The 22,413-nt window shown below is 40.1% G+C and carries 28 protein-coding genes; 3 read left to right on the forward strand and 25 right to left on the reverse strand.

The features are described from left to right. Window positions 1–229: 229 nt before the first annotated feature. The 20 genes from ACIQXN_RS10025 to ACIQXN_RS10120 all read right to left on the reverse strand — a co-directional run bounded on the left by ACIQXN_RS10025 (window position 230) and on the right by ACIQXN_RS10120 (window position 15,650). Window positions 230–1,123 carry a polyprenyl synthetase family protein gene (locus ACIQXN_RS10025; protein WP_402965708.1) on the reverse strand — a complete coding sequence of 298 codons (894 nt, stop codon included), beginning with the start codon at window positions 1,121–1,123 and terminating at the stop codon, window positions 230–232. A gap of 1 nt (window position 1,124) precedes the next feature. Beyond that, window positions 1,125–1,358, reverse strand: coding sequence for an exodeoxyribonuclease VII small subunit (locus ACIQXN_RS10030; RefSeq protein WP_402965710.1), 234 nt, complete (start codon window positions 1,356–1,358; stop codon window positions 1,125–1,127). Further along, window positions 1,355–2,707, reverse strand: a complete 1,353-nt coding sequence (xseA, locus tag ACIQXN_RS10035; protein ID WP_402965713.1) for an exodeoxyribonuclease VII large subunit — start codon at window positions 2,705–2,707, stop codon at window positions 1,355–1,357. The genes ACIQXN_RS10030 and xseA overlap by 4 nt, the downstream gene beginning before the upstream one ends. A 149-nt stretch (window positions 2,708–2,856) precedes the next feature. Continuing rightward, the gene (folD, locus tag ACIQXN_RS10040; RefSeq protein WP_402965716.1) at window positions 2,857–3,732 is read right to left on the reverse strand and encodes a bifunctional methylenetetrahydrofolate dehydrogenase/methenyltetrahydrofolate cyclohydrolase FolD; all 876 of its coding nucleotides are present in this window, start codon (window positions 3,730–3,732) and stop codon (window positions 2,857–2,859) included. 67 nt (window positions 3,733–3,799) lie between these two features. Further along, the gene (gene nusB / locus ACIQXN_RS10045; RefSeq protein WP_402965719.1) at window positions 3,800–4,192 is read right to left on the reverse strand and encodes a transcription antitermination factor NusB; all 393 of its coding nucleotides are present in this window, start codon (window positions 4,190–4,192) and stop codon (window positions 3,800–3,802) included. Window positions 4,193–4,653: 461 nt separating this feature from the next. Continuing rightward, a complete protein-coding gene (locus ACIQXN_RS10050) occupies window positions 4,654–5,058 on the reverse strand; it encodes an Asp23/Gls24 family envelope stress response protein (RefSeq protein ID WP_402966094.1) in 405 nt (134 codons plus the stop codon). A gap of 37 nt (window positions 5,059–5,095) precedes the next feature. Next, complete coding sequence (accC, locus tag ACIQXN_RS10055; RefSeq protein ID WP_402965722.1) at window positions 5,096–6,448, reverse strand: acetyl-CoA carboxylase biotin carboxylase subunit; 1,353 nt, start codon at window positions 6,446–6,448, stop codon at window positions 5,096–5,098. Window positions 6,449–6,462: 14 nt separating this feature from the next. Beyond that, window positions 6,463–6,948: an acetyl-CoA carboxylase biotin carboxyl carrier protein gene (gene accB, locus ACIQXN_RS10060; RefSeq protein ID WP_402965725.1), complete on the reverse strand. Its 486-nt coding sequence runs from the start codon at window positions 6,946–6,948 to the stop codon at window positions 6,463–6,465. A gap of 596 nt (window positions 6,949–7,544) precedes the next feature. Continuing rightward, the gene (locus tag ACIQXN_RS10065; protein WP_402965728.1) at window positions 7,545–8,126 is read right to left on the reverse strand and encodes a SpoIIIAH-like family protein; all 582 of its coding nucleotides are present in this window, start codon (window positions 8,124–8,126) and stop codon (window positions 7,545–7,547) included. Window positions 8,127–8,141: 15 nt separating this feature from the next. Then, window positions 8,142–8,813, reverse strand: coding sequence for a stage III sporulation protein AG (spoIIIAG, locus tag ACIQXN_RS10070; protein ID WP_402965731.1), 672 nt, complete (start codon window positions 8,811–8,813; stop codon window positions 8,142–8,144). 4 nt (window positions 8,814–8,817) lie between these two features. After that, complete coding sequence (spoIIIAF, locus tag ACIQXN_RS10075) at window positions 8,818–9,429, reverse strand: stage III sporulation protein AF (RefSeq protein ID WP_402965734.1); 612 nt, start codon at window positions 9,427–9,429, stop codon at window positions 8,818–8,820. A gap of 16 nt (window positions 9,430–9,445) precedes the next feature. Then, window positions 9,446–10,585, reverse strand: a complete 1,140-nt coding sequence (gene spoIIIAE / locus ACIQXN_RS10080; RefSeq protein WP_483878340.1) for a stage III sporulation protein AE — start codon at window positions 10,583–10,585, stop codon at window positions 9,446–9,448. 141 nt (window positions 10,586–10,726) lie between these two features. Next, window positions 10,727–11,107 carry a stage III sporulation protein AD gene (spoIIIAD, locus tag ACIQXN_RS10085; RefSeq protein ID WP_402966096.1) on the reverse strand — a complete coding sequence of 127 codons (381 nt, stop codon included), beginning with the start codon at window positions 11,105–11,107 and terminating at the stop codon, window positions 10,727–10,729. Window positions 11,108–11,129: 22 nt separating this feature from the next. After that, window positions 11,130–11,333, reverse strand: coding sequence for a stage III sporulation protein AC (gene spoIIIAC, locus ACIQXN_RS10090; protein WP_034308319.1), 204 nt, complete (start codon window positions 11,331–11,333; stop codon window positions 11,130–11,132). Window positions 11,334–11,355: 22 nt separating this feature from the next. After that, window positions 11,356–11,871, reverse strand: a complete 516-nt coding sequence (gene spoIIIAB / locus ACIQXN_RS10095) for a stage III sporulation protein SpoIIIAB (protein ID WP_402965740.1) — start codon at window positions 11,869–11,871, stop codon at window positions 11,356–11,358. After that, window positions 11,864–12,796 (reverse strand): stage III sporulation protein AA, encoded by a 933-nt coding sequence (gene spoIIIAA / locus ACIQXN_RS10100; RefSeq protein ID WP_402965743.1) that lies wholly within the window; start codon window positions 12,794–12,796, stop codon window positions 11,864–11,866. The genes spoIIIAB and spoIIIAA overlap by 8 nt, the downstream gene beginning before the upstream one ends. Before the next feature lie 159 nt (window positions 12,797–12,955). Further along, complete coding sequence (gene efp, locus ACIQXN_RS10105) at window positions 12,956–13,513, reverse strand: elongation factor P (protein ID WP_034308328.1); 558 nt, start codon at window positions 13,511–13,513, stop codon at window positions 12,956–12,958. 26 nt (window positions 13,514–13,539) lie between these two features. Next, a complete protein-coding gene (locus tag ACIQXN_RS10110; protein WP_402965748.1) occupies window positions 13,540–14,601 on the reverse strand; it encodes a M24 family metallopeptidase in 1,062 nt (353 codons plus the stop codon). Beyond that, window positions 14,598–15,047: a type II 3-dehydroquinate dehydratase gene (gene aroQ, locus ACIQXN_RS10115; RefSeq protein ID WP_402965751.1), complete on the reverse strand. Its 450-nt coding sequence runs from the start codon at window positions 15,045–15,047 to the stop codon at window positions 14,598–14,600. Before aroQ ends, ACIQXN_RS10110 begins: the two co-directional genes overlap by 4 nt. Window positions 15,048–15,137: 90 nt before the next feature. Beyond that, complete coding sequence (locus ACIQXN_RS10120) at window positions 15,138–15,650, reverse strand: YqhR family membrane protein (protein WP_402965754.1); 513 nt, start codon at window positions 15,648–15,650, stop codon at window positions 15,138–15,140. Between the two features lie 347 nt (window positions 15,651–15,997). Here ACIQXN_RS10120 and ACIQXN_RS10125 point away from each other — a divergent pair, with 347 nt between their 5' ends. Then, window positions 15,998–16,951, forward strand: a complete 954-nt coding sequence (locus ACIQXN_RS10125) for a DUF1385 domain-containing protein (protein ID WP_402965757.1) — start codon at window positions 15,998–16,000, stop codon at window positions 16,949–16,951. A gap of 126 nt (window positions 16,952–17,077) precedes the next feature. Next, window positions 17,078–17,452: an SA1362 family protein gene (locus ACIQXN_RS10130; RefSeq protein WP_402965760.1), complete on the forward strand. Its 375-nt coding sequence runs from the start codon at window positions 17,078–17,080 to the stop codon at window positions 17,450–17,452. A gap of 19 nt (window positions 17,453–17,471) precedes the next feature. Here ACIQXN_RS10130 and ACIQXN_RS10135 read toward each other — a convergent pair whose 3' ends face one another. Both ACIQXN_RS10135 and splB read right to left on the reverse strand, forming a co-directional pair. Continuing rightward, window positions 17,472–18,353: a patatin-like phospholipase family protein gene (locus tag ACIQXN_RS10135; protein WP_402965763.1), complete on the reverse strand. Its 882-nt coding sequence runs from the start codon at window positions 18,351–18,353 to the stop codon at window positions 17,472–17,474. Window positions 18,354–18,433: 80 nt separating this feature from the next. Further along, window positions 18,434–19,459 (reverse strand): spore photoproduct lyase, encoded by a 1,026-nt coding sequence (gene splB, locus ACIQXN_RS10140; protein ID WP_402965766.1) that lies wholly within the window; start codon window positions 19,457–19,459, stop codon window positions 18,434–18,436. A 136-nt stretch (window positions 19,460–19,595) separates the two neighbouring features. Between splB and ACIQXN_RS10145 the strand changes: the two genes are divergently transcribed. Then, window positions 19,596–19,778 carry a hypothetical protein gene (locus ACIQXN_RS10145; protein WP_402965769.1) on the forward strand — a complete coding sequence of 61 codons (183 nt, stop codon included), beginning with the start codon at window positions 19,596–19,598 and terminating at the stop codon, window positions 19,776–19,778. Window positions 19,779–19,801: 23 nt separating this feature from the next. On the opposite strand, the gene ACIQXN_RS10150 is transcribed toward ACIQXN_RS10145, so the two are convergent. The 3 genes from ACIQXN_RS10150 to ACIQXN_RS10160 form a co-directional block, all read right to left on the reverse strand. Then, the gene (locus tag ACIQXN_RS10150) at window positions 19,802–21,043 is read right to left on the reverse strand and encodes an MFS transporter (RefSeq protein WP_402965772.1); all 1,242 of its coding nucleotides are present in this window, start codon (window positions 21,041–21,043) and stop codon (window positions 19,802–19,804) included. 360 nt (window positions 21,044–21,403) lie between these two features. Then, window positions 21,404–21,760 (reverse strand): serine hydrolase, encoded by a 357-nt coding sequence (locus ACIQXN_RS10155; protein WP_402965775.1) that lies wholly within the window; start codon window positions 21,758–21,760, stop codon window positions 21,404–21,406. A gap of 2 nt (window positions 21,761–21,762) precedes the next feature. After that, a complete protein-coding gene (locus ACIQXN_RS10160) occupies window positions 21,763–22,311 on the reverse strand; it encodes a serine hydrolase (protein ID WP_402966098.1) in 549 nt (182 codons plus the stop codon). Between the last annotated feature and the right edge of the window lie 102 nt (window positions 22,312–22,413).

The following is a 22,413-nucleotide window of genomic DNA, read 5'->3' on the forward strand; positions in this document are numbered from 1 at the left end:
CTGTCATTTCCGGTTATAAGCTTAATCAAAGCCTCAAAAGCGACTATATAGAAGGCTTGACCGAAAAATTCTTTTTAAGTTAAAAATAGCCGCCAACACCCAGGTGATTTCGGCGGCTTATTGTACCTATTTTATCACGTAACGTCAATTTATAAAGTCATATTTATTTGCATAAATTTTCACAATGAGTATACCATAAAACTTTGTTTGATAACAAATTTAGTAACACTCAATGATCTCGGTTCGCAATCAGATTGGTCAATTCATTCAACAAGCCAGTTTGTAATTTCGTTTCCGCCAAGGATTCATGTGCCAAGTGAATATGCTGATTCAACTTTTCCTTTGCCCCCTGAAGCGTCAACAATGATGGATATGTGCTTTTATGGTTAGCCGTGTCACTGCCGACAGGCTTGCCTATCACTTCAACCGAACCTTCAATATCCAGAATATCATCCCGAATTTGAAAAGCAAGTCCCAGGTGATAAGCAAAGTCGCGTAAATGTTGGCGCTGTTCGGCAGTGGCTCCTGCTAAAATGGCACCGGAAAGAATGCTTGCCGCCAATAGTTTTCCCGTTTTATGTTCATGAATATACTCCATCTCACTAAGGGTCAACTGCTTGTCTTCACCTTCCATATCTGCTACTTGTCCACCAACCATCCCTTCAGCTCCAGCGGATTTTGCAATCTCACCTATTAACTCCAGCTTCATTTCCGCACTTACTTGTGGATGGGTCATTTCGGCGATCAGCTGGAAGCTATAGGTAAGCAGGGCGTCTCCTGCTAGTATGGCCACCGCTTCACCGAAAACTTTATGATTCGTCGGCTTTCCACGACGTAGGTCATCATCATCCATCGCTGGCAGATCATCATGAATCAACGAATACGTATGAATCATTTCAAGTGCCGAGGCCGCCGGGATCCCCAGTCTCATATCTTTGCCGAATGCCGCCAATACCGAGAAGACCAATAAAGGGCGGATACGTTTCCCCCCTGCCTCCAAGGAATAGGACATGGCTTCTTTAACACTTTCAGGCGCGTTCAATTTCTTAACATAATCAACGACTTCTTTCTCTATTAGAACTTTATACTCTTTTGAAAAAGTATCAAAGGTTGCCGTACTCATATTATTCTTCCTCCTGCACAGCAAAGGTTTCCAGTTCCCCATCTTCGCGTAAAATTTGCGTCAATTGATCCTCTACCGTTTTCAACTTGGTATGGCATAGTCTGGATAAATCCATACCTTGTTTATAAATGGAAATAGCTTTTTCCAGTGGAACGTCTCCTTCTTCCAACTGTTCTACTATTTTCTCAAGGTTTTCCATCGCTTCTTCAAATGTAACGTCCTGTTTGTCCGTCATGGCTCAATCCGCTCCTTTATTTCGGTTATCTCACATTCAAGTGTTCCATCTTTAATCGAAACAGCTATTTTATCCCCAGTCGATACTTGCTGAGTGCTCTTAATCAGCGTCTCATCTTCGGTAAAAACAAGCCCATAGCCCCGCTCCATGATTTTCAGTGGGCTTAGAGCCGACAAGGTTGCCGTCAATGAAACGAACCGCTGTGATTTTTGGCGATAAATCGCTTCCATTGTCTTTCGCAATGTTCTTTCATACTGCTGTAAGTCTTCCTTTGAAGTCTTGACGATTTGTTCAGGATGCTGTTTTTTCAAAGTTTCAGTCATCTGATTTAAATCATCCCTCTTTTTCATGAAATATCGCGTGCTCGTTTTTCCTAATCTCTCTGTCGCTCTGTCCAGCTGTTCAAGTTTTTGTTCGTACATTTTATGAGGATAACGGAAGGCATAAGACCTTTCGAGCCTACTCAAATGCGTTCGTTCGGAATTCACTTTCTCCTGGATGGAGCGTGTCAAGCGGTTCTTGCGGTTCATCAGCCTTTCCAGTATTTCATTTAGATGGGGAACTGCAAGCTCCGCTGCCCCAGTCGGTGTAGGCGCACGCATATCTGCTACAAAGTCAGCAATCGTGAAATCAGTCTCATGGCCCACTGCCGAAATAATCGGGATATCCGAATCATAAATCGATTCAGCCACTATTTCTTCATTAAACGCCCATAGCTCCTCAATGGAACCTCCGCCCCTTCCGACAATCAGCACGTCGGATTCAGCTCTCGCATTTGCCAGTGATATGGCCTGTGCAATCGATTTAGCTGCATTGTTCCCTTGAACCAGAGCTGGATAAATAATGATTCTAGTAATGGGATAGCGTCGCTTGATGGTCGTGATAATATCCCTTAAGGCTGCCCCCGTCGGTGATGTGATGACCCCCACTGATTTTGGGTATTGCGGTATCGTCTTTTTATGTTGAGCCAAGAACAAACCTGCATCTTCCAACTTTTTCTTTAACTGTTCATAGGCAATGTATAAGTCACCGACACCGTCTGGAGCCATACTTTTCACATACAACTGATACTGTCCACTGGCTTCATATAGGGAAATATCTCCCTTCACCAGAACTTTCATTCCATTTTCAGGAAGAAATTTCATCCCTTTGTTATTGGCAGCAAACATGACAGCAAGCAGGCGGGCTTTCTCATCTTTTAGAGTAAAGTACATATGCCCGCTAGTGTGTCGCTTAAAATTGGATATCTCCCCTTTTATGTATGCATTTTGCAAATGTGGATCCACATCGAACTTTCGTTTAATATATTTCGTCAATGCCGACACACTTAAATATTGTTGGTCGCTCATATTTTATCTCCTTCCGACGGAATCGGATATAAAGGAAGCTAGCCTATAAAGCAGACTTATAATTCCCAGTAATCTTAAAATAGAAAAAAGCGGTCTCTTGTTATTATAAAACAAGAGGTCCGCTTCTTTGAAATAATTTGGCGTTTTTTTTAACTTTTCATTGCTTGTTTATCCAAGTTAAGTGTTTTCTGAGCAGATTTAACAGTATTCTTCATGAGCATGGTAATGGTCATGGGCCCTACCCCTTTTGGTACAGGAGTTATGTAAGAAGCTTTATTTTTTACATCTTCAAATGAAACGTCTCCACAAAGCTTGCCTTCATCATTTCTGTTCATGCCAACATCAATCACGACGGCACCTTCTTTAATGTGGGAACTGGTGATTGTATCCCTTTTCCCAACAGCTACCACAACCACATCGGCCTGCCTAGTATAGTAAGCAAGGTCACTCGTCTTAGAATGACAATATGTAACCGTTGCATTCGCATTTAAAAACAGCTGTCCTGCTGGTTTTCCAACGATATTGCTTCTTCCTACGATAACTACATGCTTGCCCTCTAGCTTATAGTCGATATGTTCAAGCATGACCATAATTCCATAAGGCGTACACGGTAAAAAAGCGTCCTGTCCCGTCATCATCCTGCCGATATTGATTGGGTGAAACCCATCTACATCCTTCTCAGGCGATATCGCTTCAATAATCGCTTTTTCCTGAATATGTCCAGGTAATGGCAGCTGCACCAAAATTCCATGAATGCTGTCATCCTGGTTTAATTCCTCGATCTTCCGTATTAAATCCGGCTGTGTTAAATCTGCAGGTTGCTTAATTAATACAGAATGCATACCTAAATCTTCACAGGCTTTTTGTTTGTTTCGCACATAGGTTTGTGAAGCTTGATTGTCACCGACTAATATAACTGCCAAACCCGGCACGACATTTTTTTCACGTAATTGTTGGACTTCCTTGCTAATATCCTGTCTTACTGCCTCGGCAATTTCTTTACCATTAATGATTTGAGCTGACATGTGTATCATACCTCCCAAGTTAATACTGCTAAAGAAATTGCGGAGACTTATCAGTATCTAAACAGCCTTAGTTGCCGATTTTTTCTTTGACTTTGGATAAAACGGCATTCACAAAGCTGCTTGATTGGTCATCACCGAATTTCTTAGCAATTTCAATAGCTTCATTCATCGCAACACTTACCGGGACATCTTCGCTATAGACCATTTCATAAACTGCGATTCGCAGTAGATTCCGATCGATATTCGCTAGTCTTTCAAGTGTCCAGTTTTCCAAGTTCTCTCTGATCATTCCATCAATCTGTTCACGTTTTTCCGCAATCCCTGTCACTAATGTTTCAAAATATTCGTCAGTAGGTGCGCCATTCAGCACACTTTCCATAGCTGCTTCTGGTTCTGACTTGGCGATATCTATTTGGTATAGTGCTTGAAGGGATTTTTCACGGGCTACTCTTCTTTTCATAATCTTGCTCCTTTAACATCTACTATTATATATGAAAATGCTAGTACAGACGAACATTAATTAACAAATTATCGAAAATATTAAGATTTTATCTTTTTTCCCTCTTAATTAATCGATTTCCCACTAATAAAAAGGCCAAAAGACTCTAAAGGACGAGAACTCAACGTAATTTATCTTGAGTATTCACGTGAAATAGATTCTATAAACACTCTTTTGTTCAACAGATAGTTATATTTTTCGAAACTGTCAAAAGCTCTTGCCTAGCTTTCATGATCTTATTTCATCTTTTACACTCTAACAGAAAACGCCCATAAATTAAAGGGAAACTTCCATACACCGCCTTATTATGTTCGTATTACAAAATATTATGAGACGTGGATGAATTCATTAAATAAAGGCCCTAAAAACAAAAACCCGACAAATAGTCGGGTTTTTGCATGTTTGAGTTAGAATGATGCCGATTACACTTCTTGTTCGTAATCCGCTTCCTGTTTTGCGTTTTCGAAAGCTATTCCTACCACATGAATATTCACTTCACCCGCGTCGATAGCGGTCATATTTAATAACGCCTCACGAATGTTGTCCTGAACTTCCTGTGCAATCTTCGGAATAGAAACACCAAATTTCATAACACAATAAAGATCGACTTTAATTGTTTCTCCTGTTAAGTCTACCTTAACGCCTTTACCGTGGTTCTTCTTGCCAAGCTTTTCAACTACACCCGTAGCAAAATTTCCGCGCATATGTGCCACACCTTCAACCTCTGATGCAGCTATACCTGCGATAACCTCTATAACCTCAGGTGCAATCTCCACTTTACCAAGTCCACTATTGTATTCATCCATTTCGAGTAACTTGCCTTCCATTTCACTCATTATAAAAGCACCTCCTGTCTTCCTTACATTATGAGTTCATTACATCATATATTTCAAGGAATTTGGTATTAAATTCTCCAGAAACAAATTGTTCATGCTGAAGTAACTTAATATGGAAAGGAATTGTAGTCTTAATTCCTTCGATGACAAACTCACCCAAAGCACGTTTCATTTTCTCGATTGCTTCTTCTCTTGTCGGTGCGTGGACAATCAATTTAGCAATCATTGAATCGTAATATGGCGGTATCGTATATCCTGGATATGCTGCAGAATCAACACGTACTCCATATCCACCTGGAGGCAGATACATCTGAATTCTACCTGCGGAAGGCATAAAGTTCTTGTCAGGATTTTCTGCATTGATCCGGCATTCGATGGACCAGCCATTAAAGCTGACATCTTCTTGCGATAGGGAAAGCACATCACCGGAAGCAACTTTAATCTGTTCTTTGATCAAATCGACACCTGTGACCATTTCCGTAACAGGGTGTTCCACTTGGATACGTGTATTCATTTCCATGAAATAGTATTTCCTATTCACATAGTCATAAATAAATTCAACCGTACCTGCACCAGAGTAATTAACGGCAAGCGCAGCCGTAACCGCAGCCTGACCCATTTCCGCACGAGTCTCACCATCAAGTGCCGGAGATGGCGTTTCTTCTACAAGCTTTTGCAAACGTCTTTGAACCGAGCAGTCACGTTCTCCTAAATGTATGGCATTCCCGTGGTTATCGGCCATCACCTGTATTTCGACGTGACGGAAATCTTCGATATACTTTTCAATATACACGCCTGGATTGCCGAAGGCTGTTGCCGCTTCCTGCTGGGTTATGTTAATGCCTTTAACGAGTTCTTCTTCAGTTCTCGCGACTCGGATACCTTTACCCCCGCCACCGGCTGTAGCTTTAATAATGACTGGGTAACCCATTTCATTGGCAAGAGCAACGCCTTCATCCGTATCTTTAATGATTCCCTTAGAACCAGGTACGATTGGGACACCCGCTTTACGCATGGTTTCCCTTGCCACGTCCTTCGTTCCCATTTTATTTATGGCTTCAGGACTAGGCCCTATGAATATAATATTACATTCACGGCATAGTTCAGCAAAATTAGCGTTTTCAGCAAGGAAACCATAGCCAGGATGAATCGCATCCGAACCTGTTTTCTTGGCTGTACTGATGATGTTCGTCGTATTCAAATAGCTATCTTTTGATAGCTTAGGTCCTATGCAGTATGCCTCATCCGCAATTTGTACATGCAATGCTTCCTTGTCGGCTTCTGAATAAACCGCTACAGTTTCGATACCAAGTTCTTTGCAAGCCCTAATAATCCTGACTGCAATTTCACCTCTATTAGCAATTAATACTTTCTTAATCATTTAGAAACAGCTCCTCATTCAGGCTTCACTAAAAATAATGGTTGACCATATTCTACAAGTTGGCCTTCTTTTACAAGTATTTCAACTACTTCCCCGTTTACTTCTGCTTCGATTTCATTGAACAGTTTCATTGCTTCAACGATGCAGACAATTGTATCCGATGTAACTTTGGAGCCTACTTTCACGTAAGCATCAGCATCCGGAGATGGGGATTGGTAGAACGTTCCCACCATCGGGGAAGTGATTTTATGTAAGTTTTCTTGCTCATTTACAGGTGTTGCGGACGTTTCCGCTGCCGTAGTTGCTGGCTGTGCTGTCGGTGTAGGTTTAACTTCGGCCACTTTAGCTTGCACGACTTCTTGGGCAGGTGCTGGATAAGCTACTGTTCCTACCTCTGTTTTCTTTAATTTAATTTTCGTTCCTTCATTTTCATAAACGAATTCACCAATGTTGGATTGATCGACTAGCTTAATAATTTCACGAATTTCTTGGACCTTCATTTTAGGCACCCCTTGTCTAATTTTATGGAAATTTGAGACAATTTAATATATATGTAACTCTAACCATGTGTTGTATGGCTCTTGCCGTCTCTTTGCATTGAAGCCGCTTTCTACTAATACATCGAGAGACATTTACACACTTCTCCTGTATTATAACAGAATATTAAACTTCTCAAAAATATTGTCTTGCAGGAAGTATTATACCTTTTAATACCTGCTTCTAATATCATACAATATTAGCTTATAAATATTCAATGATAGATTAGTTGCGACTTGGTATTTACACTTCTATATTACACTTTCATCATAAGATTATGATTTTTTTGAAATCAATTTTTAAAAGCTTTCTCTAGTTCATGCCTGATTAAACCATATATATTCCTTAGTATAACCTTTTTATTACTTTTATGGAATATTAGAGGATAATTAGAAGCTGAGGAATTTCGTTCATCGCCCTCCCCTTCTTATGGATCCACCTAATTGGCAATACCAATAATTTTCCATATAAAAAGGCCTTTTCTACTAAAGAAAGGGCCTTTTTCATCTATTCATACCTTTTCGAACTGTTGTGTATCAGTTTCCAATCAGATGTTCAATTATTTTTCAGGTTGAAAGTTCACGACAACATTTTGTGCATTTTCCACCTCTTTACGTACAAGGCGTATGATGTTATTGGCTTCTGTTTTAGTTTGTTTATCGGCTTTAACACTAACCTTTACATCCGTTCCATCTACACGAACAAGCGCTGCATTGTAATCCATTGCTACGATTAAATTTTCAATGATATTTTCCTTCACTTTCGTCTCGCTTAATTGTTCAATTTTCGCATAGGCTTCATCTCTTTCTTCAGCCGATAGATCTGTATCACCCATTTTAACCGTTAATTCTTCATTCAATTTGGCACGTTCATCCTCAATTTGCATTCTTAATGCTTCAAATTCATCACCGGATGCAATGGTGACAGAGGAACCAGCTTCGTCTGTAGAAGTCTCTTTGCCTTTATCCTTCTCATTTTCTTCTTTACTTTCGATTTTACTTTCCATTTTACTTTCTTTTTGTTCTTCGGTTGCCGTCAAATCTGCTGCATTTTCCTCAGGAGCTGTTAAATAATAGACCGAGAGTACCACTACTAGACTCAACATCGTCAATAACCAAACCGTTTGTTTTTTTAATAACATGTGCATTTTTCCCCCTTATTTTTTAGGCATGACAGATACCCGGTGACTTGGCACATCAAGCGAGCGTGTTACAGCTTCGACAATCCATTTCTTGATTTGTATGTTGTCTGCCCCTTTGGCGACAACGAGTACCCCACGTACGTTGGGCTTTTGGGTTTCGGAAATGATTGGTCCCTCTTTTTCCCCATTTTTAATCAGGACAAGCTGTTCGTCTACCGAGGTGTCTTCGACCGTTCTTTTTCCGCCTTCCTGGTCGGTTTCTTGAGTGACTTGTTTTTGAGTGGTTTTGTTTCTTTCAAAGACTTTTTTCTCGGAAGCATCCACATAGATTACGACTTTTACATCATCCACACCTGAAATTGATTCTAGTGCTTCCTTCATCTCATTCTGAAGGTAAACTTCATAATCTTTTGTCGACTTGAAATCTCCCTGCTTTTTTTGACCAAACGTTTCTACATCCTCATCATCCTGCTTATCACTACTAAATACCGCTTTATCGTCCATAATCTTCCCAGTCTGGTCACTAGTGGTCAAAAGGTTTCCGACCATCATGATCCCCACACCCAAAAGGACAACAATTAAGGCATAGACATACATCGGTGGTTTTTTATCTTTTGGATCTTTTTGGTCCGAATCTTTATTCAATAGTTTGTTTAGCCAGGATAATGGACCCTTTTCTTTATCCATGTTTTCAGTCACTCCTCTCCCCGGCGATTTCAATGATCTCTTCATCAACAGACCAGCTTGTTGCCAGAAACTTCTTGACGGCTTCTAGATTTACATGAATGGTAGAAGTCTTTCCCTCTGTGTTAATATCCACCTTCGCCACCGTCTCTATCGCGGAAGTTGAGTCTTCTTCTGCCTCCTCCAAGGAAATATTGATATGTTGCAATTCTTCTAAGCTTGGACTTTGTTCATTGATGACACCTACATCAATCGAACTGATCTTCACCTTATAATCCTTCATCAACTCCTCTTCCACTTCTGTCTGTAAGTCAACAGCCATTTGTTCTAAAATATATGCACCTTGTGTAGCTTGTATTTCTTTTTTCTTCATTTCGGTTAAATTTCCTAAATCTTTTTTATTTTTATTTTCGAATTCACTTGTCACAGCAGTAAGGATTTTTTCAAAATCGGTATGAAATAACCCCAAGATTGGAGTGAGAATAATGGCTATCAACAACAACCCGATGACCATTTTTGCATATTTTTGCAGTGCTGAACTAGGAAGAAGCATATCGATCACGGTTGCCAGCAATACAAACACGATAATATTTGTTATCCAACCAGCTAAAAAGCTCACTCACACTTCACCCTTCCTAGCGGACCATCAGCGTTATGTTCCCGGCGGCTATAATTACGGTAATGCATAAAAAGAACATGAGAGATACGATGGCCAGCGCTGCAAAAATATAAATCATACTTTTACTGATGATGTCGAGACAATTGATGACGGGTCCTCCCCCGAGAGGTTGCAAAAGACTTGCCGCCAATTTATAGACAAAGGCAATCATTAAGATTTTTATGGCAGGGAAGGTGATAATGAGCAGAAGAATCACGACGCCTGCCAAACCAACCGTATTTTTAAGAAGGACGGATGCACTGATCACTGTATCCGTTGCATCTGTAAACATCCTCCCTATCACAGGAATGAAATTGCCTGTAATGAATTTTGCCGTCCTGATTGTCACACCATCAGCTACAGCCGATGATGCTCCTTGAACGGAAATGACACCGAGGAATATCGTCATAAACGCACCAAGGATCCCAATGGAAAAATTGCGTAATAATTGCGCAAGCTGGGTCACTTTATAATGCTCTGACAGCGTACTGACAATGCTTAAAATGGCTGCGAAAAATAACAATGGAAGAACGACATATTGTATCAGGATTCCACTAGTATTCATCAGAAACATCAAGATTGGGTGGAAGAACGCCGCAGATACAAGGCCACCTGAAGCCGCTATTAATGCTAGCAGCAATGGTAGCAGCGCCATTAAAAAGGAAATCATTAAATCAATCGTATCTTTTGTATATTCAATGGCCACATGGAAACTGTTCAACGCTAAAATGATTAAAACCATATAAACGATCGCATAGGCGACCTTACTCACTGAGCTTCGTTCAAAAGCATTCTGGAGGGCCTGAAGGAACATACTGAACACGGTTAACAAAATTAGTGCCCCCAGTAATTTACCGTTTACGAGAAATTCATGGAAGACGAATTTTATGATGCCTTTAAACCATTGTTCGAATGAAAACTGTTTATCTCCGCTTACAAAGTCCATGAAACTGCCCTTTTGGCTTTCGGGTAAGAAGCCCCCATATTCCGTTACGATGTTATCCCAGTATTGCTTAAGTTCATCAACTCCGAGCCTCTCAATTTGAGCTTGTACCAATTCGGATTGCATGATTGATTCCTGATTGTCCTTCAATGTCTGTTCTTCATCAGATTGCATGATGGGCTCTTTCTTGATTTCACCATTTTCGGCAGCATGTCCAACAGATGTATGCAGGAAAAAGAATAAAACGAATAGGGAGAATAAGAAAGGCATCTGCTGCTTCATACATTCACCTCATTGCCTAGTTGGAATCATCCATTAACTAGGGAGCATCTGTATAATTGTTTCAATAATGACCGTTAAAATAGGAATCGCCATGGCCAGGATCAAAATTTTCCCACTTAATTCTATTTTGGAGGCTAGTGAACCTTGTCCTGCATCTTTGGTGATTTGTGAAGCGAATTCCGCAATATAAGCGATTCCGATAATTTTCAAGATAGTCTCCAAATAAACTGTATTGACATGTGCATTAACCGCTATCTTTTCAAGCATTAAAATGATTTCGTATATTTTATCCGCAAGAAAAAGAAAGATCGTGCACCCGACAAAGATGACGAGCAGGAAAGCAAAATTAGGTTTCTGTTCCTTGACTATCAGGGCTAGAAAGGTGGCTACTAGGGCAATTCCGACGATTTTTATGATTTCAATCGCGATTACCCCCTTACTGAAATAGGAATACAGACTTAATTTTTTGAAATAAATCCTCTACCACAGAAGCTACCATGAATAAAATATAGATAAAGCCGAAAAGTGTCACCCATTGGGCATATTCTTTCTTGCCTACTTGATCGAGAATCGTATGAAGAAATGCCACGACCAGGCCCACACCCGCTATCTTGAATATGATGTCCACATCAATGCCCATGTTTATCCCTCCCGCATATGCCCTACATCAGCAAAATGATTAATAATAACCCTGATAAAAACCCTAGGCTTTTCATCATCTTTTCATATTTCCTCTGCCGTTCCAGTGCATCACCCTCTTCTCGTTCCAAGTGTGCCATCGTTAGCATGATTTGTTTCTGCTGATGGTACTTATCACTCTTCCCTAACGTTTCACCGAACTGAGAAAGGATTTCAAATTCCCCTTGTTTTAGGGCCAGGAACTGCCATATTCTCTTCAAACTATCGTCCCAAGCCTCTTTCACGGTCGTTTCACCGGAATCAAGTCGTTTTGCAAACGTATCGAAAAATACGGATAGCGGTTTCGGCATCTGCTTGGAGAGCTTCTGGGAAGCTTCTTTCAATGGGGTCTGCCCATACATGATTTCCGCCTCAAGCGATTGCATGGCGACTTTTAATTGACGTAACTGGCGGGGTCGCAGACTTAATTTCTTAGCCGCCTCAAACCCTGACCATGTTGTGGCTAAAATGATGATGACCGCTCCGATTAATTTAAACATCAGAGCTCACTACTTTCCCCGAAGATAATTGTGCACCCGCAGAATCGAATACGCTATAACTGCGGGTACCGGACTTCGTTCTTTGTAATTCGACGAAGCGTTCAAAAATGTTATGCCTTAAGATTTCTGAGATGAATGGGCGTTTTTTCAAATCTTCCAGCGTATGTCCATGCGTAGTAATAATCAGTTTAATCCCCGCATTCACGGCTTCGAGTACCGCTTGTGTATCTTCTACCCGACCAATTTCATCCACGATCAATACATCCGGGGACATGGAACGAATCATCATCATCATCCCTTCCGCTTTAGGGCAGCCATCAAGTACGTCCACCCTTGGTCCGAAACTAAGCTGGGGCACACCGTGGACACAACCAGCTATTTCTGATCGCTCGTCGACAATGCCCACTTTTTGTGGAGCGATTCCCTCACTATCCATTCCGCTCGATATCATCCTGGCGATATCACGAAGAATGGTCGTTTTCCCTGACTGGGGGGCACCGATCAAAAGGGTATGTTGCCATTCCCCATTATATAAATAAGCAGTGAGCGGTTCGGCTGCGCCTATCTTTTCACGTGCTATCCGAATGTTAAAGGACGAGATGTCTCTTATTGCCTTAACTACCCCATTTTCAAGGATGACCTTACCAGCAAGTCCCACTCGATGTCCGCCGGCTATGGTAATATAACCACGCTTCAATTCTTCTTCTAGCGTATATAACGAAAATTGGCCTATAGAATTCAATATTTGCTCTGCGTCACTTGGGGTCACCTCATAAGGAAAAAAGAAAGGATGCCCCCCTACTATCACCTCTAATGGTCTGCCAACTCGAATTCTTAACTCTTCCATCTTTTCAATCATCATCGGTGTCATGCCTTGGAGATGTGCGCATAACTTTTTTGGTAGAAAAGAAAGTACCATTTCCATTTAGAAAATCCTCCTGTATACACCACTTTCATTAAAATGTATGCCGGGAATCTCATAATCATGACAAGCTAATTAAAGAAACGATAGTCTAGTATCTTTTAACAAAAGTAAAAAAGCACAAAAAAAAAGCCCGGGAAGTTAATCCCGGACTTCTTCTGATTAGGCACGTGATACGTATGAGCCTTCATTTGTGTTAATCAATAATTTATCGCCTTGGTTGATGAAGAATGGCACTTGAACGGAAAGGCCCGTTTCAAGTACAGCCGATTTTGTTCCACCTGAAGATGTATCGCCTTTGATGCCTGGCTCTGTTTCTGCAACTTCAAGTTCAACTGTATTAGGAAGCTCGACGCCTAGTGTTTCTGCTTGGAAAGTCATGATATGCACTTCCATGTTTTCCTTCAAGAATTTCAATTCGCGTTCAATGCTTGAAGCTGGAAGTTCGATTTGATCGTATGTTTCATTATCCATGAATACGTGGCTGTCTCCGCTTGCATAAAGATATTGCATTTTACGGTTCTCAATATGTGCTTTCGCCACTTTTTCACCCGCACGGAAAGTCTTTTCTTGAATGGAACCTGTACGAAGATTACGTAGTTTAGAACGTACAAAGGCTGCCCCTTTACCTGGCTTAACGTGTTGGAATTCGATAACCTGCCAAATTCCATTATCTACTTCAATAGTAACACCCGTGCGAAAATCGTTTACAGAAATCATAAATTTGTCCTCCTACATGTACATGTTTACAGAATGATTAACTCTTTTGATGAATGTGTAAGTGCTTCGTTACCATCTAATGTAACGATTGTATCATCTTCAATGCGTACTCCGCCTATGCCCGGTAAATAGATGCCCGGCTCGACGGTAACTGCCATGCCTGGTTCTAAAATGATATCAGACCTTAAGGATAATGCTGGGCCTTCATGAACTTCCAGGCCAATCCCATGTCCTGTCGAGTGACCGAAGTATTGCCCAAATCCCTTTTCTTCAATTAAGTTTCGAGTTAGTGCATCCGCTTCCTTACCCGTCATACCAGGTTTGATCCCGGCCATTCCGCGTAATTGCGCTTCTAAAACAATGTCATAAATATTAATAAGTTCTTCACTTGGCTTACCGACTGCTACTGTGCGTGTAATATCCGACACATATCCATTGTAGTATGCACCATAGTCCAATGTGATGAAGTCACCTTTTTCAATTATCTTATCCGTTGCAACACCATGCGGAAGAGCCGATCGAACACCCGAGGCGACAATGATATCAAAAGAAGATGAAGTTGCTCCTTGTTTTCTCATAAAGAATTCAAGCTCATTGGAAACATCCAGCTCCGTGATGCCTGGACGGATAAAATCAAGAATATGTGTAAAGGCAGCATCAGCGATAGCAGCCGCTTCCTTTAATATCTTAATCTCTGAAGTAGTCTTTATCAAGCGTAAATTCTCAATAACTCCAGACAACGGCATAAGTTGACCATCAATAGCCTTCTCATAAGCCTTATATGTCGCATAATTCATATGATCTTGTTCAAAGCCAAGCTTGCTGATATTCATCTCTTTTGCCTGTTTTCCGACTTCTTCTATAATTGTTCCCGTGTGTTGAACGATTTCGAAACCTGTAGCCTGCTTCCCTGCCTGTTCTATATATCGGAAGTCAGTGATGAACTTAGCACCTTTCTGCGAAATAAGGACCACACCAGCACTGCCCGTAAAATCGGTCATAAACCGGCGATTATATGTACTTGTGATCAATAACCCATCAACATTCACTTTTTCCATCGAAGCGCGCAACCGTTCCAGCTTATTCATCCATTTCTCCCCTTTGCAATCTTCGTAATGGCCTGTAGTGCCAATTCATATCCCTGAATCCCCAATCCTACTATTTGTCCAGCAGATACAGGGGCAGTCACCGATTCATGTCGAAAACTCTCACGGGCATGTATGTTCGAAATATGCACTTCTATGACAGGAACATCAATACCGGCAATTGCATCGCGAATCGCGTAGCTATAATGCGTGAAGGCCCCTGGGTTGATGATGACCCCATCCAACCCATGGTCTTCTGCCCAATGGAGCTTATCGATGATCGCACCTTCATGGTTAGATTGGAAACAGATTAATGTCACGTCTAACCCTTCTGCTTGCTTTTGCAATTGGGTTTCCAAATCTTCTAGAGTCGTGGAACCATAATGCACCGGTTCCCGTTTACCTAATCGATTTAGATTCGGACCATTAACTAATAAGATCTTACTCATCTTTCAACACCTGCTCATGGTTAAGAATGCTTTCCATGAATATTCTATCATAAGTATAAATTGTCTTACTACTTTTTTACAAAAGTCAGATCAGCTTCCTGACTGATTTTGAGCGATTTCTTTTTGACGCAGATATTCGTGATGGTCATAGGATATGGAATATCCTACAAAAAGGCCGTATAAAATAAAAATGCAAACACTCGTTATGATGGAATTTGATGACATCTTTGAAAAAGTTGGCAAGTCTGAAAACATGGGCTTCAAGGCGAACATCAGTAACACCCAGCATAACAATCCGTAAACAATGCCAGCAAAGATACTTTTCAACTTTTTAAAGAGCCCATAATATATAAAAGCAACACCGATGGAAAGGATTCCGTAAACCAGCAAAGTCATCCCCGTCCCCTGCCATCGATCAATCCAGGCCATGTCCGACCAAGAGGTTAGTATGAATCTGGGGCTAAACTCCATAAACTTAAAATAATGTGCCGCTATTCCGGCTAAACTAGCAAAGATTCCGCCAAAAAAACCAATGGCGATAACATTAGCAAGCAACAAACTTTTATTCTCCTGCCGATTATTTTCATTTTCATTAGAAGACATTTCAAACACCTCCGATATGTAGTATGTCCTTTCTTAAATAGGAATATTTTCTTTTTTTGTCCGTAGAGGGTAGATTTACTAGAGGTTTTGGTAATTATTCTGTATGATTAATTCATAAATAATGTACTTTTCTCAAAGGATAATATCCGTTCTATGTTGAAGTTTATATGTATAAGAATGTTCTCTTTCTTTAGATCGTTCATTCCTTATTGTTGAGGAACAACATCTTAATTCCATCTCTCATTAAATTCGATAGGTCGGTCTTATAAAACCTGAAGGCACATGAGGGTCAACATGTTAGCATCCATGAGAGAGCTACATGAAAAACTAGTTAGGTTGGTGTAGAAATGTCTGAGGTTCAAAAACCCGTTTATGGAGGGCAGGCTGTCGTGGAAGGCGTCATGTTCGGCGGCAAGCATCACACAGTCACTGCTGTCCGACGTAAGGATTCAACGATTGCGTATTATCATTTACCACGAGAATCAAAGCCTTTTATGAATCGGCTAAAAAAAGTTCCATTTGTACGGGGCATCGTTGCGCTTATACAATCAAGTGCCAACGGCTCTAAACATCTCAATTTTTCCACAGAACAGTATGAAGAAGAAACAGCTGAAACGAAGGTAGAAAAGAAAAAAGAGCCAAAGGAAGCATCAAGAATCAGCGTGTGGCTGAGCGTAGCCGTGATAGGCGTACTTTCCTTTCTTTTTGGAAAACTGATGTTCACCCTTGTCCCCGTCTTTCTTGCTGAATTGACAAGACCCATCTTTCCTAGTCACCTGGCACAAATCATGGTCGAAAGCTTGTTTAAGTTGATACTATTGCTCGTCTATATCTACATAGTATCCATGACTCCATTAATCAAGCGCGTTTTCCAATATCATGGTGCGGAGCATAAAGTGATTAATTGTTTTGAAAGTGGCAAGGAATTGACTGTAACCAATGTTCAAGCTAGTTCAAGGCTCCACTACCGTTGTGGTAGTAGCTTTATTTTATTTACAGTAATCGTTGGCATGTTTGTGTATCTCCTTGTCCCGACCGATCCTCTATGGCTCCGCGTCGTGGATCGCGTTTTACTTATCCCAATCGTCCTGGGGATAGCTTTCGAGGTATTGCAATTGACTAATAAGGTGAGAGACATTCCTGTGCTTCGTTACCTGGGATATCCTGGTCTTTGGCTACAGCTATTGACAACCAAACCACCTTCCGACGATCAAGTCGAGGTGGCACTTGCATCCTTCAATGAGCTCTTAAGGATGGAAAAAAGTACGGAGCAAGGTTTAGATTCGGATGTTATTGTGTAAAACACTAATAACAAACCTTTGTAATAAGAATATATATATACCATTTTTACTTTTGGTAATATTTTAAATGGATTATGTTTAAAATAAGTAAAAAATGCTCATGATGCTCTTAAGGAGGTGTCTTTGTTGAAACGTTTCATATCAATTTTGATATACGGTATCATCGCCCTCGGAATCTTCGGATTAATAAGCAGAATATTTAATGACCCGATGGGACTCCTAAAAAATATTCTGATTATAGCCGCAGTCGCAGGGATTATTTATATGATTTACACCGGGTTAACAAAGAGTAAGCCAGTGAAAAAAGAGCAGCAGGCATTTCGTAAGGCTGCGCGTCAGTCGAAAAAAAGGCTGAAAAGCAAAACGTCGAAAAAGGATAATGTGGCTAGCTTTTCTGCAGCGAAAACATCCAAAAAAATTACAGCACGCAAAAAAACGGATAGTCACTTAACCGTCATTGAAGGAAAAAAAAATAAAAAGAAAAATCGGGCCTCATTTTAAGAGCCCGATTTTTTGTGCATTAATAGGTCCATCTCTTTAAAAATTCCCTTGTGTATACACGTCCCCGCTCAATTAGCTCCTCCTTCATTTCATCATTCATATTGAAATCCATTGCAGAAATTCCCTTCATCGGAATAAATACAATGTTATTTACATGTTTTTTAGAAATATAACGTGAATCATGAGCATCTTTCATCGTTTTGAAAAGTGCTGAAAATAATTCCACCGCATTCCCCACTTCATGAGGCTTCCATATTTCGTCTGTACTCAATCTCAAACCTATGACCGGACGTTCCTTTCTTACATGTTCTGAATTAAATAACCACATAGGAAAATTGCTAAGTACCCCCCCATCGACAAATAAAGAAGTTCCTTTACCGACATTCAATTTAACAGGTTCGAAAAAGTAGGGAATGCTACAGCTCATCCTTACCGCTTTGGCCACTGGAAAAGTGAGGGGATCCACCCCATAGTTCTTCAAATCATCAGGTAAAACGACCAACTTGCCGTTTGTAATATCCGAGGCAATTATGCGAAGTGATTGTGGAGGAAGATCATTAAAGGTCACCACGTTTCTAATAGCCAATTTTTCGGCCACCCATTTCTCCAATGCCTCCCCCTTATATAAACCTAATTTCCAGTAAACGAGAAGCCACTTGGCAAAAGGAATCGGTATGAGACCATGTCTTCGATCCAGTAAGCCTGATAGGTTAATATCGATAAAAAGCTTCTCCATTTCTTCCCCTGTATATCCAGCTGCAATAAAGGCAGCTATTATGGAGCCCGCACTTGTTCCTGCCGTTCTATGAAAAATAAACCCACGATCCTCCAATTCCTGGAAGCCCCCTAGTAAACCATACCCTTTTATCCCGCCTCCGGAAAATACGCCGTCAATGATCATAGTTGCCCTCCCTAACCCGGTCTATTCATCTTTAAGCAGGCTAGGGGCTATTTATGACTGATTAACGGAAAGTTTTCTTCTTAAGTGAAGTACTGGACTACAGATTCCGGAAAAAATTCCTCTATATATCCTCTGATGGTGGTTTCCAATTCTTTAGCTTCTTCGTTTTGATAAACATACTTACCAATTCCATAACGGCCCCACTTATATTTCCGTTTTGTTTCATCCAATTCCAATTTTGATTTCGGGTAATTCTTTTGAATCACTTTCTTAGCAGGTCCCGTAAAGCGATGTTGTATCAATTCGAACGTTAAATCAGGTATGTCTACCCCCTTCAAGGCCACACTTAACCTCTGAAATAATTCATAATAACCCTCCTGCCAGTTCTCATGCCTGTAAATGGGTGCAACGATGAAACCTAAGGGATACCCCGCACCCGCAACTTTACGTGCCGCCTCGATCCTTTCCTCAAAGCTTGAAGTGCCCGGCTCAAAATTCTTGATGACGTACTTTGTGTTGATGCTGAAACGAAATCTTGTCTTCCCGTTATGTTTAGCGTCCAAAAGATGATCGACATGATGAAATTTCGTCACGAAACGGAGCACGCCATATTCACTTTTACCGAAGTATTCGATCGCCCGTTTTAAAGAATGGGTCAAGTGGTCTATGCCGACGATATCGGAGGTACAAGCAGCCTCAAAACGAGTGATTTCTGGTTTTCGTTCATTTATATATTTTTCTGCAGCCTCAAAAATCTCATCCAGATTGACGTATGTCCTAATATACGGTTTTGTACCAAGCGTCGTCTGTAAGTAACAATAGTGGCAATGCCCCATACATCCCGTGGCCAAAGGAATCGCATATTCGGCCGAAGGTTTGGAAGTGTCGAATTTCAACGTTTTTCTGATACCTACCACAAGTGTGGACTTTGCTACGCGATACTTTTGAAAGTCGTTTTCTCCAGGCAAGTCCCGAATTTGATTATGTGAAGTCGTTTCACGTATCTCGATGCCCAAATCCTCGAACTTCTGTTTTAATTCTCTTCCAAGCGGGTAATCAAGCGCCCTTGGTTCGATATATACAAGCTGTGGGATAAATGGTTTCATATCCGTCTCCATTCCGTGACCATTTCAGGTCATAGTTTTATTTAAACTAGACAATCTATATATAAGGATAGTTTTAGCTTTTTCCATTATCCTCATGATTAAATTAAATTGGTAAATTATAGAAAGGGGGCCCATGATGAAAGAGGAACATGATTCATTCAAAAAAAAGACCGAAAACGAAGAAATGACTGTCACAGATAACGAAAATCCATCTTCGCAGCGCATTCCTGGAGACTCTGTCGATAAATACTCTGCTTTAAGAAGCGCAAATCTTGAGTTGGCTGAAAAAGAAATCGGCCAGCAAATAGAGAATAACTAAAAAAGAAAGAGAAGACCGACTCATTAGGATTCGGCCTTCTCTTCTGGTTTAAGTGTTTTTTCATTAATGATTTTAAACACAAGGAATAGCAAGATAACACCCATCGCCGCAGAAATGATATAACTCATATTCAAATGATTTTTCATTAGAACGGACATAAGCGGGGGTCCTGCAGCTACACCGATAAATCTGGCGGCGCTATAAAAAGACGAGATGGTTCCTCGTTGTTCCTTTTCGATATTTTCAGTAATCAAAGCATCCAATGTCGGAAGAAGTGCTCCAATTGCAATTCCCAACACACTAACGACTATTAGCAAAATTACGAGTTTGTTCTTTGTATAGCCTACAAAGGCAATGCTTGCAGACATCATAATTAAGCTGGCCAAAATGATTTTTCTCATTATTGGAATGCTCCCTTTAATTTTCCTCCCGGCTATATAAGAAGAAATACATAAAAATAATAAAGGGATAGCTATTATGAATCCTTTTTTCACTCCTTTTAAATGATGCAATTTCTCCAGATTATCTGATAAAAAAAATAGCACGGCAAAAAGGAGGAGCATCACAAAAACACCAAGTACGAAAACAACTGACAGCCATTTTCCTTCTTTCTTGAATGTCTTCTTGGTTTTCTTAAAGAATTCCTTGAATTTGACTGGCTCATCTTCATTTTTTGGAACTTTGATGAAAAAGAAAACGAAAAAAATTGAAATCAGGCTAAAAAAAGAAATAGAAAAAAACGGTAGGAACCAAAGGATAGCAGCAAACAAGGAGCCTAAAATAGGGCTCAGAACTTTTCCGAACGTATTCGATGTTTCGATAAGGCCAAGCGTCGAGCTGGTCTTTTCATCATCATCTTTATATAGATCCCCAACCAAGGGAAGAATAATTGGCGTAGCCCCAGAAGCTCCAATACCTTGAAGGACCCGCCCAATGATAATCCAGGTATATGGACTATCCATTTTCCAGGAAGCGAAACCTGCAATCAACCCACCAATCAAGGCTAAAAGTAAACTAGGTAAGATGACTTTTTTCCTTCCAATACGGTCGGACAGATAACCAGCTACCGGAATAAGAAAAATGGAAGCAACCGAATAACTCGTGATGATCATACTCGATTGGAAAGATGATATGTTCACCTTCTCTTCAAAAACAGGCAGTACGGGTATAAGCATAGAATTCCCCAGTGTCATCACGAGTGGAATAGAAGCCATACTTACAATACACCACACGCTTACCTTCTTATTAGTTTCCTGGTTTTCCATTCATGCACCTCATTAAAGTTGATAATGAATAGTCTATCCATAAAACAGAAAATCCTTCGCGGAATCATCTTTAAAATCTGGTATCAGATACAGTAAAAGGAAAAATAAAAAAAGCCGTCAAGGAAAGCTGTTTGCCTTAACGACTTAATTGTGGCTTTAATATAAAGTTTGGCCAAAACCACTTTCATACCTACATTTTTCTTTATAAAAACAAAATCCATTGTGAAGTATGTACAACTTTTATAAAAAGGTTTTGATCATTTTCTACCTGTAACCTTCCACAATTGCGCCCTTTAATAGAATAACTAAGAAATGGCATCCTAAAATTTGTTGAAGCTACCATGTTTGGTTTGGCAATTTTTATATACCATTGGATTTCTGTAGACTTTTTAATAAGGAGTTTCCTATTTTTTCCTCGTCATTTCTACCTAACCTATAATTGGCCAGAACTACGGAGGCAACTTTCTTTTCCTTATCCATCCCTAAAAATGAGCTAAAGCAGCCTGTTCCACCGCCATGCAAAATAACATTATTGTTTTTCTTTAAAAGCCACCATCCAAGCCCCATATCATACTTCTTCTTTCCATTTCCATGGTTTTTATGGCAAAGAGAGAAATATGGTTTCCCTTCATAAATATTCATTTTTGCATATTCTAGTAAATCATCAGCAGTTGAACTTATTGCACCCGCAGCTGATATAAGATTTTTTTGTTCCATTTCTAGTTACCACAATCGTTATTTTTTCTGTCATAACCGCATAAATTATTGTTTGATGTTCCTAAATATGTATCGCTTAGTCCAAGTTCAAAATGAATAAAGTCATTCATATCGTTCCAATACCCCTTGCCTGATACAGTCCCCAATACATACCCAATTAATGACATGCCGAAATTTGAATATTTCCATGAATAATCTACTTTTTGCAATTTATTTTTTTCGATTAGTATTTTCATTTTGTTAAAATCCATATTTAACGGATTATTCTTATTCATATCACTATTGCCACTAATCAAACCTAACATTAGGTTAAAATATTCGTGTTTATTTAATGGCAGTGTTGCTGAATATCCGGAAGTGTGAGTAGCAAGACGGAGCAATGTTGGATAGTACTCGTGTTCTTTAATGCCTTCTATATATTTTTGTATGGAATCGTTAATTGACAGCTTGCGTTCAATTACATATTTTGATAAAAAAGAAGCAGTAAAAGTCTTTGTAATAGAGCCGATTTCATAATGATATTTTTTTGCTGAATCGTAATGTTTCATCACTGATTTCAAACATTGGGTTGTTCTCCCCTCTTCTTCTTTTTAAAAGTATTTCAGGAGATTGATTTACATTCTTCAAAATAAATTTGCCTATCTGATGTTTGT

The organism is Peribacillus sp. NPDC097295, assembly GCF_044761665.1.
Taxonomy (GTDB): Bacteria; Bacillota; Bacilli; order Bacillales; family DSM-1321; genus Peribacillus.

Coding starts and splice junctions, on each gene's coding strand:
- folD (WP_402965716.1), bottom strand. CDS start 3,732: ATGTCAGCTCAAATCATTAATGGTAAAGAAATTGCCGAGGCAGTAAGA.
- spoIIIAA (WP_402965743.1), bottom strand. CDS start 12,796: ATGGAAATGGTACTTTCTTTTCTACCAAAAAAGTTATGCGCACATCTC.
- ACIQXN_RS10110 (WP_402965748.1), bottom strand. CDS start 14,601: ATGAATAAGCTGGAACGGTTGCGCGCTTCGATGGAAAAAGTGAATGTT.
- ACIQXN_RS10145 (WP_402965769.1), top strand. CDS start 19,596: ATGAAAGAGGAACATGATTCATTCAAAAAAAAGACCGAAAACGAAGAA.
- accC (WP_402965722.1), bottom strand. CDS start 6,448: ATGATTAAGAAAGTATTAATTGCTAATAGAGGTGAAATTGCAGTCAGG.
- ACIQXN_RS10125 (WP_402965757.1), top strand. CDS start 15,998: ATGTCTGAGGTTCAAAAACCCGTTTATGGAGGGCAGGCTGTCGTGGAA.
- ACIQXN_RS10050 (WP_402966094.1), bottom strand. CDS start 5,058: ATGGAAGGCAAGTTACTCGAAATGGATGAATACAATAGTGGACTTGGT.
- xseA (WP_402965713.1), bottom strand. CDS start 2,707: ATGAGCGACCAACAATATTTAAGTGTGTCGGCATTGACGAAATATATT.
- spoIIIAE (WP_483878340.1), bottom strand. CDS start 10,585: ATGCAATCTGATGAAGAACAGACATTGAAGGACAATCAGGAATCAATC.
- ACIQXN_RS10030 (WP_402965710.1), bottom strand. CDS start 1,358: ATGACGGACAAACAGGACGTTACATTTGAAGAAGCGATGGAAAACCTT.
- ACIQXN_RS10155 (WP_402965775.1), bottom strand. CDS start 21,760: ATGGAACAAAAAAATCTTATATCAGCTGCGGGTGCAATAAGTTCAACT.
- ACIQXN_RS10120 (WP_402965754.1), bottom strand. CDS start 15,650: ATGTCTTCTAATGAAAATGAAAATAATCGGCAGGAGAATAAAAGTTTG.
- spoIIIAG (WP_402965731.1), bottom strand. CDS start 8,813: ATGGATAAAGAAAAGGGTCCATTATCCTGGCTAAACAAACTATTGAAT.
- aroQ (WP_402965751.1), bottom strand. CDS start 15,047: ATGAGTAAGATCTTATTAGTTAATGGTCCGAATCTAAATCGATTAGGT.
- ACIQXN_RS10025 (WP_402965708.1), bottom strand. CDS start 1,123: ATGAGTACGGCAACCTTTGATACTTTTTCAAAAGAGTATAAAGTTCTA.
- ACIQXN_RS10135 (WP_402965763.1), bottom strand. CDS start 18,353: ATGATCATTGACGGCGTATTTTCCGGAGGCGGGATAAAAGGGTATGGT.
- spoIIIAC (WP_034308319.1), bottom strand. CDS start 11,333: ATGGGCATTGATGTGGACATCATATTCAAGATAGCGGGTGTGGGCCTG.
- ACIQXN_RS10065 (WP_402965728.1), bottom strand. CDS start 8,126: ATGTTATTAAAAAAACAAACGGTTTGGTTATTGACGATGTTGAGTCTA.
- nusB (WP_402965719.1), bottom strand. CDS start 4,192: ATGAAAAGAAGAGTAGCCCGTGAAAAATCCCTTCAAGCACTATACCAA.
- efp (WP_034308328.1), bottom strand. CDS start 13,513: ATGATTTCTGTAAACGATTTTCGCACGGGTGTTACTATTGAAGTAGAT.
- accB (WP_402965725.1), bottom strand. CDS start 6,948: ATGAAGGTCCAAGAAATTCGTGAAATTATTAAGCTAGTCGATCAATCC.
- ACIQXN_RS10150 (WP_402965772.1), bottom strand. CDS start 21,043: ATGGAAAACCAGGAAACTAATAAGAAGGTAAGCGTGTGGTGTATTGTA.
- spoIIIAB (WP_402965740.1), bottom strand. CDS start 11,871: ATGTTTAAATTAATCGGAGCGGTCATCATCATTTTAGCCACAACATGG.
- splB (WP_402965766.1), bottom strand. CDS start 19,459: ATGAAACCATTTATCCCACAGCTTGTATATATCGAACCAAGGGCGCTT.